Origin of the sequence: Arthrobacter sp. ISL-28 (assembly GCF_018613875.1) — a bacterium.
GTDB lineage: Bacteria > Actinomycetota > Actinomycetes > Actinomycetales > Micrococcaceae > Arthrobacter.
The window spans coordinates 17293-27989 of record NZ_JAGGPJ010000001.1 but is presented as its reverse complement, the minus strand read 5'-3'; the positions used below and the strand labels follow the sequence as shown (position 1 = coordinate 27989).

General features: G+C 65.7%; 10 protein-coding genes. 6 read left to right on the top strand and 4 right to left on the bottom strand.

What is annotated here, in order from left to right:
• Positions 1-189: 189 nt before the first annotated feature.
• Positions 190-945: a hypothetical protein gene (locus J7E80_RS00125; protein WP_215049455.1), complete on the bottom strand. Its 756-nt coding sequence runs from the start codon at positions 943-945 to the stop codon at positions 190-192.
• 314 nt (positions 946-1259) lie between these two features.
• Between J7E80_RS00125 and J7E80_RS00120 the strand changes: the two genes are divergently transcribed.
• Both J7E80_RS00120 and J7E80_RS00115 read left to right on the top strand, forming a co-directional pair.
• A complete protein-coding gene (locus J7E80_RS00120; protein WP_311380719.1) occupies positions 1260-1778 on the top strand; it encodes a YbaK/EbsC family protein in 519 nt (172 codons plus the stop codon).
• Positions 1779-1872: 94 nt separating this feature from the next.
• A complete protein-coding gene (locus J7E80_RS00115) occupies positions 1873-2751 on the top strand; it encodes a PhzF family phenazine biosynthesis protein (RefSeq protein ID WP_251036252.1) in 879 nt (292 codons plus the stop codon).
• Positions 2752-2915: 164 nt separating this feature from the next.
• Here the strand turns inward: J7E80_RS00115 and J7E80_RS00110 are convergent, their stop codons facing one another.
• Both J7E80_RS00110 and J7E80_RS00105 read right to left on the bottom strand, forming a co-directional pair.
• Positions 2916-3836, bottom strand: coding sequence for a 2-hydroxyacid dehydrogenase (locus J7E80_RS00110; protein WP_215049454.1), 921 nt, complete (start codon positions 3834-3836; stop codon positions 2916-2918).
• A gap of 210 nt (positions 3837-4046) precedes the next feature.
• On the bottom strand, positions 4047-5453 hold the full coding sequence (locus tag J7E80_RS00105; protein ID WP_215049453.1) for a cation:dicarboxylate symporter family transporter: 1407 nt from the start codon (positions 5451-5453) through the stop codon (positions 4047-4049).
• Positions 5454-6002: 549 nt separating this feature from the next.
• Here J7E80_RS00105 and J7E80_RS00100 point away from each other — a divergent pair.
• The 4 genes from J7E80_RS00100 to J7E80_RS00085 all read left to right on the top strand — a co-directional run bounded on the left by J7E80_RS00100 (position 6003) and on the right by J7E80_RS00085 (position 9920).
• A complete protein-coding gene (locus J7E80_RS00100; RefSeq protein WP_215049452.1) occupies positions 6003-6257 on the top strand; it encodes a hypothetical protein in 255 nt (84 codons plus the stop codon).
• A gap of 284 nt (positions 6258-6541) precedes the next feature.
• Complete coding sequence (locus tag J7E80_RS00095) at positions 6542-7156, top strand: AAA family ATPase (RefSeq protein WP_215049450.1); 615 nt, start codon at positions 6542-6544, stop codon at positions 7154-7156.
• Between the two features lie 273 nt (positions 7157-7429).
• Positions 7430-8389 (top strand): SRPBCC family protein, encoded by a 960-nt coding sequence (locus J7E80_RS00090; RefSeq protein WP_215049448.1) that lies wholly within the window; start codon positions 7430-7432, stop codon positions 8387-8389.
• Positions 8390-8624: 235 nt separating this feature from the next.
• Positions 8625-9920: a phosphotransferase family protein gene (locus J7E80_RS00085; protein WP_215049447.1), complete on the top strand. Its 1296-nt coding sequence runs from the start codon at positions 8625-8627 to the stop codon at positions 9918-9920.
• Between the two features lie 108 nt (positions 9921-10028).
• Here J7E80_RS00085 and J7E80_RS00080 read toward each other — a convergent pair whose 3' ends face one another.
• Complete coding sequence (locus tag J7E80_RS00080) at positions 10029-10235, bottom strand: hypothetical protein (protein ID WP_215049445.1); 207 nt, start codon at positions 10233-10235, stop codon at positions 10029-10031.
• Positions 10236-10697 lie beyond the last annotated feature (462 nt).

Sequence of the window (10697 nt, the reverse complement as noted above, 5' to 3'; positions counted from 1 at the left end):
TCTCACTAGCAGCTTCATGCGGTCCCGACTCCTGGCAGGCCCGTGCGAAGAGATTCGGAGTTCAGTCTACGACCGGATTCTGGTGGAATCCCGAAGATCGTTTGCCCGTTCCCGGAGAGCGTATTTCTCCCGGGACGCATGAGGACGACGGCGGGATGCCCGCCGTCGTCCGCCTCACCCAATGACCGTCTAGCTCGCTGGCCGCAACGAGGTGATCATCCGTTTGATGTCCTGGTACTCGGGCGTGTCCGCGTACTTCTTGGCTTTCTCCAGATACGGCAGGGAGTCGTCTCCGGGCGTCTCGTTATTCGCGGGGTTATAGAACGCGCCGAACATGGCAGCGTTGGGAGGCCAGGTGAAGAAATGGAAGATGGGGCACGCCGACTCCCCCGTAGGCGCCGGAACGGACGTGATGCCATAGGCCGCCGCGGGAGTGTCCGCCGGACCCGGATCGGTGGCGTCACCGCGGGTCTCGAAAACGTACCGTGGCGCCACCCCTTTCTGCGCCAGCGCCGCCAGCTCCTGCGACTCCAGGACCGAGTAGGGGTACCGCTCCGTGCAGGTGGAACCCGTCGCCATGTTGGTCCGGAGCGTAGCCAGCGGCTTGCCTGCCTGGTTGGTGACCTCCGCGAAGGTACCGCCGCCTTCGGCCAGTTCTCCCGCCGGGTCTTTGACGCTCCAGGCAGAGGGAAGGTCGAAGGCCAGCTGGCCGTCCGCCGTCGTGTATGTCTTCCAGGAGGCCGACGGCGCGGCAGTGCCAGTACCGCCCGGCGTCCCGGTAGCCGTCGGTGCAGTTTCAGTTGCAGTTGCAGTCGCGGAGGTGGCGGAATCGCTCGGGTTCCCAGGCGTCGGTGTGGGCGGCCCTGCTTGCGGACCGCATCCTGCGAGCAGCACAGCGACGAGACATACTGCGGGAATTACGCCGGACGAGGCTGACCGTCGCATCTCACCCTCCTGGGGGCTGGGGATAATTCTTCAATTGTGGCGCCGCCGGCTGCGCCGGGACCTCCTACGGATTGATTGCCGCTGAACTGTTGCATGGTGTAACGATCCGGCCCTACGCTCTGGCCCCGCACACGCACATAAAGGAGGAGGTGCTGCCTTGGAGGGTGCTGCGCCTGCCTGGACTTAACCCTGACCTCGGCTCAAACCCTGACCTGGGGTCAAATGCCGGCCTGTAGGCTGAGAATTGCCGGCGGCATACCGCGGTTAATCGCATGACGCTCAACCCGCACGTTCAATCGGAGGAGAGAATCCCGGTGACGGACACGATCCTGATGCCCGAAGTAGCCGATGCCTTGGCCGCCCACGGTGTCGAGCACGACGTTCTTGGGTGCTCCCCTGACCTCGCGGACACTGCCCAGTTCTGCCAGCACTACGGCTTCACTCTCGAGGAGGCGGCCAACACCATCCTCGTAGCGTCAAAGAAGGTGGACCCGCCGCGGTATGCGGTGTGCGTCGTCCTCGGCACCACCCGGCTGGATGTGAACCGCTCCGTCCGCGGACTGCTGAACGTCAAGCGGGCCTCCTTCGCCGACGCTGAGACCACCACTGCCTTGACCGGGATGCTGGTGGGCGGAGTCACCGCACCCGGGATCGAGGGGCTCCCGATCTACGTGGACCGTGCGGTACTGGACGCGGAGCGGGTTGTCATGGGCGGCGGCAACAGGTCCAGCAAGATTGTCCTGGCCCCTGCCGAACTCCTGAAACTGCCCGGCGTCGAAGTCGTGGACGGGCTTGCCACCCCCAGCGAACCTGTGGAGCTGCTGCAGGAATGAACCTGACGCAAGGGTTCGGGGGCGGACTAGCGGCACGACCCATCCACTTTCTGGGATTGACTATGGCATGGCGGCGCGCGCCTGCCCTAGGTTGATGAGGCCCGACACCTTTGAGAAGAAAGAGCGAGCCATCATGGAGAACGAGTATCCCTTTTCGCAGATAGACGTCTTTGCTCCCGGTCCGAAGCCCGGCAACCCGGTGGCCGTCGTGCACGACGCCGACGCCTTGTCGACCGAGCAGATGCAGACGTTCGCAAACTGGACGAACCTGTCCGAAACCACATTCCTCCTCAAGCCGTCCCATCCGGACGCGGACTACAGGCTGCGGATCTTTACGCCCCGCGCCGAGCTCCCTTTCGCCGGACATCCCACGCTCGGTTCAGCCCACGCATGGCTGGAGAATGGCGGCCAGCCGGTCCGCGAAGGACAACTCGTCCAGGAATGCGGAGTGGGGCTGGTCAAGATCCGGCGGGCAGGCGCGGAGCTGTCCTTCGAGGCTCCCCCGCTGCGCAGGTCCGGCCCGGTTGAACCCGAGGTCCTGGAACAGGCGGTCTCGAGCCTCGGCGTCGGCCCCGAACAGGTTTTGGAAAGCAGCTGGGTGGACAACGGGCCCGGCTGGCTGGGCGTCCGGCTGGCCTCGGCCCAGGAGGTGCTGGACCTGAAGCCCGATTTCTCAGCCATGGGAGACCTCCTGGTTGGCGTCATCGGCGCCTTCCCGGCGGGCGGGCCGGCAGACTTTGAGGTCCGGGCCTTCGCCCCGGGACTCGACGTCCCCGAGGACCCGGTAACCGGCAGCCTCAACGCCGGCCTGGCGCAGTGGCTCTTAGGCGATGGCGTCGTCGGCGGGAACTACACCGTCCGGCAGGGCACGGTGCTGGGGCGGGGAGGCCTGGTCAGCATCACCGGCGAGGCGGACAGCATCTGGGTGGGTGGCGCCAGCCGCACGGTGATCAGCGGCAGGGTTTCGCTGTAGGCAGGGCGGCGCCTAGTTTTGTGGCTCGCTGTGGCCGCTGCCGTGCGGCACTGTAGGGCGGCGCCTAGTTTTGTGGCTCGCTGTGGCCGCTGCCGTGCGGCACTGTAGGGCGGAACCCAGGTGGCGCGCTACAGTCCGCCGGCACGCTGCCTCCTTCAGCCCGATCAGCCGCCCAGCACCACGTTGGCCGGGGGCTCTCCTGCCAGCATGAGGTCGATCTGCCGCTGCAACAGCCGGCCCATCCGCGGGCGCATTGCGGAGCTCGCCCCGCCCACGTGCGGGGTGATGATGACGCCGGGTGCGTTCCAGAGCGGGTGGTCCCGCGGCAGCGGTTCGGGGTCCGTGACGTCGAGGGCTGCCCTGATGCGTCCGGAGCCGGTGTGGCGGACAAGGGCGTCAGTGTCGGCCACGGGTCCCCTGGCCACGTTGACCAGCAGCGCGCCGTCGGGCATTGCCGAAAGGAACGCGTCATCAATGAGGTGACGTGTGGCGTCGTTGAGCGGAACCGCCACGATCACAATGTCGTGCTCCGGAAGCAGCGCGGGCAGCTCGTTAATTCCGTGGACGACGCCGTTCTCATCCGTCCGCTTCCCGCTGGCCACCCGCGTGACGCGGGTTTCGAACGGAAGGAGCCGCTGTTCGATCGCTTTGCCGACGCCGCCGTAACCCACGATGAGGACGCGCCGGTCAGCAAGGCTGGCTGTGGGCCGCGCTTCCCACAGGCCCTCCCGCTGGTTCCGGATGTGGCGCGGCAGCTCCCGCTGGCTTGCCAGCACCATGGCCAGGGCCAGTTCCGCGGTGGACGTTTCATGCACCCCCGCTGCATTGGCGAAGACCCGTCCGGACGGGAGCGCCTCCGCCACCCCGTCGTACCCGATCGACTGGCTCTGCACGAGCCCCGTCTGCACTGACTCGAGGTTCCGCAGGACCTGCGGCCCGCCCATGTACGGCGGCACCACAATGTCGATCTGCCGCTGCGGCGGGTCGCCCGCGAGGTCCCACTCGAGCACCGTGACGTCAGCATGCGGCTTCAGGTACTCGCGAAGTGCCGAATCCGGCAAGCTCACAGTTATCTTCCGGGTCATGGTTCTCCAACTGCTCCGTTGGCTCGGGGCAGGGCCTGTCACAAGGGAATGCGCCTGCCGGGTGAGTGTTCACCTGCCAGCCTAATGGAGCATCGGGGCGGGCAGCCGGCGCCGCACGCCAGTTGACACGCACGACGCCGTCACCCACACGCAGCGTAGCGACGAGCGCGTGGGGCGGGTCTGAGTATCTCCCTGGTCGGATCCCGGTCGTCACCGTGCCGGTTCAGGCACCTCGCGTTCGCCGGCAAGAGGGGTCAGGTTGCCGACGGCGGCAGGAACCTCAGGCGAGCCGGGCGCCGTCGTAATTTCTTCGGTTTTCCCCTGGAAGGCTTCCAGCATCGCCTCGCGGTCAAACTGGCCCTCCCACTTCGCCACGACGAAGGTGGCCACGCAGTTGCCCAGCAGGTTTACCACGACGCGCATGGAATCCATGGCCCGGTCCGCGCCGAGCAGCAGCGCCACGCCCGCCACCGGGAAGATGCCGAGCGCGCCCGCGGTGGCGGAGAGCGCCAGGAAGGCCGAGCCCGGCACGCCTGCCATCCCCTTGGACGTCAGCATCAGGATGCCCAGCGCCGCCAGCTGCTGGCCGAAGTCCAGGCTGTGCCCGAACGCCTGGGCCAGGAACAGCAGGGAGATCGAAAGGTACAGCGCGGCACCGTCAAGGTTGAACGAATAGCCCGTGGGCACCACGAGACCGGTGGTGGCACGCGAGCAGCCGGCGTTTGTCAGCTTGGTCATGATGCGCGGGAGCACTGATTCCGTGGAAGCCGTTCCCAGCGCGAGCATGAATTCCTCCCGTGCGTACCGGATGAACTGCCACAGCGGCACCCGCGGATAAACCCAGGCCACGAGGAACAGCAGGGCAATGAAGATGATCGCTGCGCCGTAGCAGGCAGCGATCAGTACGGCGTAGGTGCCCAGCGAACTGATGCCGTACTGGCCGATGATGAAGGCCATCGCACCAAACGCCCCGATCGGCGCCACGCGCATCACCCAGCCCATGATTTTGAAGAACAGCTCCAGCACGGTCTCCAACAGATTCACCACCGGCAGGCAGCGCTCCCGTCCCACCACCACGATCGCGGCACCGAAAAACACCGAGAAGCAGAGCACCTGAAGGAGGCTGTTGGAGGCAAAGGCGCCCACCACGCTCGTGGGGATGACGCCCAGCAGGAACTGGCCGGCGTCCTTGGGCGGCGCCGTTCCGGTCTTGGCCTCCAGCGCGTCCTGGGAGAGCGAGGTCGGATCGATGTTCAGCCCGGCGCCAGGCTGGACCACGTTGCCCACGATCAGTCCGAAGACCAGGGCGAACAGCGTGGCGCCGGTGAAGTACAGCAGGGCCTTCACGCCGACGCGGCCTACGGCCTTCACGTCGCCGACCGCGGAGATCCCGGTGACGATCACCAGGAAGATCAGCGGCGCGATGATCATCTTGATCAGCTGGATGAAACCGTCGCCCAGCGGCCGCAGGTTCGAGCCGAGGTCCGGCCAGAAGTGCCCGATCAGGACGCCGAGGCACACGGCCACAAGAATCTGGAAAAACAGCTGTCTATAGAACGGCTTTCTGGCCGGAAGTTTCGTGTCGGTGGAAATGGCCGCGGCTGAGGAGAGGTTCATCGGGGTGCCTGTCGGTGTGAGGGAGGCACGCGGGTGCCTTCGGTCACAGGCAACGCTAGGCAGCGTTTGTTTCCGGAACGCTAAATCCGCAATGCGGAATCGTTTAACCGCTAAATGAAACTGCCGCCGCCTGTTTGGCCGTAGATTACTTGGCCTCCCGGCCTTCGCGTCGGGACTCCTTCACGTGACTCCACGCACGTTATTTTGATCTAGTCGGAATAAGCGCCTAGACTTGTTGCCAGGCCACTGAAGCCCCTAAGTGCCTCGTGGTGAAGCAACGCCTTAGTTTGCATCCACCGCGGCGGCCCCACCGGAGTCGGCGCCGCGCGGGAACACCTGTTTGAGCCCATCAACCGGCCTGGATCCTATCCGCCGGTTTGGCTTCCGCAGCTTCATTCCCCCGCAGCCGAGATCAACTTCGGCCAAAACGGCAGCCGCTGGGAGGAACGGGCACTTAACTACCGGCAAAGAAATGACGGCAGATCCCGCACCGCCCAGGGCCAGGCCGCAGATCATCCAGCTCAACCCGCGACCCATCAGGAGAACACCATGCGACTGCAGACCGAACGCTTCACGGCCCCCGAAGCCACCCCCGCCCGTACCCTCTCCACCCACAAAGCACCTCGTGGCGGCAGCTACGTGACGCTGCCCGAGCGCAGGCATGACCTCCCCCGCACGGAGGGGACCTATGTCACCACGCCCGGCGGCAGCGCCGGCAACGGCGAACGGGTCCACGGCCGCTACGTCACACTACACACGCCGCTCCTGGACGAAACCGAAGGAAGCTACACCCGTCGCGCCTAGCAGTTTGGCGCTGGCGGGCGCCGCGGCTCGCGCGGCAAATCCTCAGGATCACATCAAGATGCGCCAAGGAATTACCAGAGGCCGGAAGAGCCACCCTAGGTCGGTCGCCGCGGCGCCGGTAAGGCACGGCAAGAACTGACCGGGGACGACGGCGCAACGTCAGGTGCCGCCGTCGTCCTCCTTTCATTTTCGCCCTGTATAGTTCACAGCCCGCGCGTGACTTCGGCCTCAGGCAGGGACGATCCTCCGGCGGCTGTCGTTGGAAGGGAGTGGAAGGAGACCATTTGCTTATTGTTCTGACCGGTATCGACGGTTCAGGAAAAACCACGGCCGCCCACGCCCTTGTGTCTGCTGCCCTTGCCGAGGGGAGGGACGCGTTGTTGCTGAGCAATTACGCCGGCCGGCGCCGGATGTCGTTGCTCAGTGCCAGGTTCGGGGTGCAGCTTCCCCCGAGGCTGGGCGACGCCGTGGAATCAACCATCCGCGCAGTGAACGTTCTGGCGTCCCATGCCCGGGCCAGCCGATTCCGCGGCCTGACGGTCATGGACCGCCATCTTCACTGTCAACTGGCCCTCCGGCAGGCCAGGGGCCTGCCGCGGGGACGCGTTCTCCCCCTGCTCCTGCGGATGCTTCGTCAGCCGGACCTCGTCATCTACCTGGACGTCGACCCGGAACGTGCCCACGAGAGAATCGTGGCCCGCGGCACTGACGAGGAAACCCTGGCAGACCTGGCGTCGCTCCGCCACGCCTACCGCTCGCTGCCCGAGTTCACGCAATTCACTGTGCTCGACGCCGACGCTTCGCATACTGATGTCCTCGCCGAACTGGCACGCATCCTCGCCGGGGCTGCGGTGGCCGATGCCGATGCCGATGCCGATGCTGCGAGCCTCAAGGTTTAGTCAAGAATTCCTAATACGCCGCACTTTCGCCCCGCTTCGTCCCGGCCCGGCTGTACATTATTTCCAAGCTCTCCGCGTTCCCCAGACGGAGAGCCAGGGAGTCCCTGCACTGGAGTCACAGTACTCGCGCAGGGGCTCCCTTTCAGTTTCCCGGTACCTCGTCCGCCCGCAGCCACCCACTGGCCAGGTGGCGACATCACCCGATATGGTAAGCATACTGACGAATTGAGTTGTGGTTCGTCATCGTCTGTTCAAGTCGACGAAGGAGACACTGTGAGCACGAGGATAGAAAAACGAATTCTGGTCAATGTGCCGGTCAGTACGGCCTACAACCAATGGACCCAGTTCGAGGACTTTCCCCGGTTCATGAGCGGCGTGAAAAGCGTGACGCAGCTAAGCGATGACCGCCTCGAGTGGGTTGCCGAGATCGCTGGCGTCAAGCGGAAATGGGAAGCGAAAATCCTGGAACAGATCCCGGACCGCAAGGTCGCCTGGGCCGCCACCGAAGGAGCCACGAACGCCGGGTCGGTCGAGTTCGAGGACGTGGGAGGTGGGCAGACGTCCGTCCGGCTCTTCATCGACTACGAGCCCGGGGGCCTGGTGGAGAAGGTCGGCGACAAGCTCAACGTGGTGGAGCGCCAAGCCGAGTCCGATCTCCAGAAATTCAAGGAATTCATCGAAGACGAACGGTATGCCAGCGGCGCCTGGCGCGGCTCCGTCAACGAAGGCGGGTCAGTGGGCACGCCCGGCGTGGAACAGGCTGCCGAGTCGCGCGGGGACAGCGGCAAGGCCGGTGTGTCAGGCAAGCTCGCCGCCGGAGTCGGTGTTGCGGCGGCAGCAGCGGCCGGAGCCGTGGCCGCCACCCGCAGCAGCTCGGACACAGGCACGGACACGGACACCACACTGCCGGTCGCGGGCGAGACCGCAACTCCGGCGGTAACGCCGGTGTACAACGACACGGCGGGCGCCACGGAGACCACAGGCGCAACCGGAGCGGCTGGAACCGTGGGCGCTGCCGGCGTCGGAACGGCGGCCGTCGGCGCGGAAGGATCGGCCCTGACCGACGAAAGGATCGCACATCCCTTTGACCAGACCAACGACCTCATTGACGATGAAGGCGATTCAGACGAGACCGCGGCCAGTGACACCCTGAGCGCGGCCGATCGCGATGAGGCTGCGGACCGCGGCCCCGGCGGCATCCCGCCCGCAGGAGGCTCGCTGGGGCAGCACTAGCGGTCCCCTAGGCTGGGGACGACGGCACTGACGAGGACGACGGCGGAACTTCCCGCCGTCGTCCTCTTGCTTTTCCCTGCACCGGGTCCCTTAATGGTTCTCACTCAACGGTCTTCGTTGAACGCCGGACCATCAGTTCTTCCCCGCGGGGAAGGGCAAGTAGCGGAGGCCCCGTGGAGAGTTTCAGGACGCCGTTGTATCCACAACTTGCCGCTGAGCGAGGGTCCGAAGCCCCGTGACGATCGCGGAGTCCGGGTTCAAAAATCCGGACCGGTCCATTGCCTCCCGGGACCCAGCCCTTCCGGGCCTGCCCTATCTGCTCGACAACAGCCGCCTCTCGGACCTGCTCGGTGAACCCGTCCGTGTCACGCGGGTCCGCTACAAGCCTCACACCTCACTGCTGGTGGCCTTCCGCCGCGCCCGAAGGGGCACTTTCGACTACGGCTGGGCCATGACCACGGCAGCCAAGTCCAACGGCAAGCTCCTCCGGCGCGAGCAGACTTCCAACTCCCGCGGCGGGGACATCCGCATCCTCCATATTGACCCGCAACTGCCGGACACGCTGGTGGCCGTGGGCGGCGTCGAGGATGACTGGGCGCTGCAGGAAAACCTCATGTGGCTCCGCGAGCACGGCTTCGCGAGGCTTGGCCTCCGGCAAGCGGTACCGGGCAGCCTGCTCAGCGGTTCGACGACTCTGCTGGGCTACAAGCCGGAACGCCGACTCGTCCTGCTGCTTCAGAATGGCGGCTCCCCGGTCGTGGTCACGGCCGCGGCCAAAGCGCTCGGCACCAAGCACCAGCATCTCCACGACACGCTGCATCTGAACGGCGTGCCTGTCCTGCCCCAGCTGGGCGACTCAAAGTGCGCGGAGCACGGAATCAGCGCCTGCGTGGCCTGGGGCGGAGGGGACCTTGCCGGGCTCGTTGACACCCACGGAGCGTGGCGTGCCGGCGGGGCCCTGGCACGGGTCCATCACATCCCGGCTCCGGCGGATTCCTCCGCCGAGAGACCCGCCTTGCACTGCGACGTCGCTGAACAGCTGACCGCAACGCGCTCCATGGTGGCGTCGCTCGTCCCGGCCCTGGAGACCTCCACCCGAAAACTGGAGGATACTCTGAGCACCTTGCTCGCAGCCCGCGGGTCACGCGCGACCCGCGGGCCCGGGGAACCCGTCCTGGTCCACGGCGACTTCTCACCGGAGCAGGTGCTGGTGAAAGGTTCGGAGGTCCGCATCATCGACTTCAACAACGCCCAAACCGGCCCCCCCGAGGCCGACTTGGGCTCATTTGCCGCAGCAGAAGAGGCCAGCCAGCCGCTGCCCGCATCACGGTCCGCCGGCGGTCCTCTGACTGAACGGCTGGCCGAGGGCTACACGGAAGCGGGAGGCCGGTTCAGGCAGACCGGGGTTAATGCCTGGGCAGCCTTCCGGTTGTTCATGAGCTGCCTGGAACCCTTCAACAATCGGGCGCCGGAGTGGGCCGATGACATGTCCTGGCACCTGCGCAGGGCGCAGGACCTGACCTCGTCCTGATCTCCCCCTGACGACAGTCTCCTGACAGCAGGCGGGCACGGAAAACGGCCACCCAAGCGCCACAATGCGCCTGGGTGACCGCTGGTTTCGTGGCGGCTCCCCGACCGGTCAGTGCACCGGGTCAGGTTTTCCGGCCACCTTGTTGTGGGTTTGCATCAGGTGCAGTTGCAATTTCGCTTCTGCTTCCCGCCGCCGCCGAGCCTGCTCGCGCAGCTGCCGTGTTGCCTCGGAGCCTTCAGGATGAAACATTCCGGCCGTTCGATTTCGGGACGCGCCACCGCCGGAGGGTGCCGCTGCCATCATCTCTTCGCTCATGCCGGTATCCTCACACGCTCCATGGCCGGCCGGGAAGAGCCGAGACCGTAGTGTGACCGGATCGGAACCTGGTGCTGTGCGCTGAATAAGGGCCGGCGGCGCTTTTGGGAAGGCACCCCGGGCTCCCGGGGCTCTTGCCGTCGGCCCCACACCAATTCTACGGAGGAAAAGGTTCTGCGGACAGGGTAGTTTCCAGCATTTCCCGAGGCCGGCCCGGCAAATCTGCACCACTTTGGCCCATGGCTTGGCCGGCGTGACCATGAAAACCGCGGGTGCGGTAGCAGGGTAGCCAGGAAAGCGGTGCAGAACGTGCGCGCCTGACGGCCAGGCAGACCCAGCTGAACCACGCCCCCTTGACGCATTGCCCACCGCTTCCCTACACTTTTCATAAAGCAGAATCTAAATTCCACAAAGCGGAAACCGTAAGATGCCGCGATGCACAGGAAGATAGATCAAAGCCCC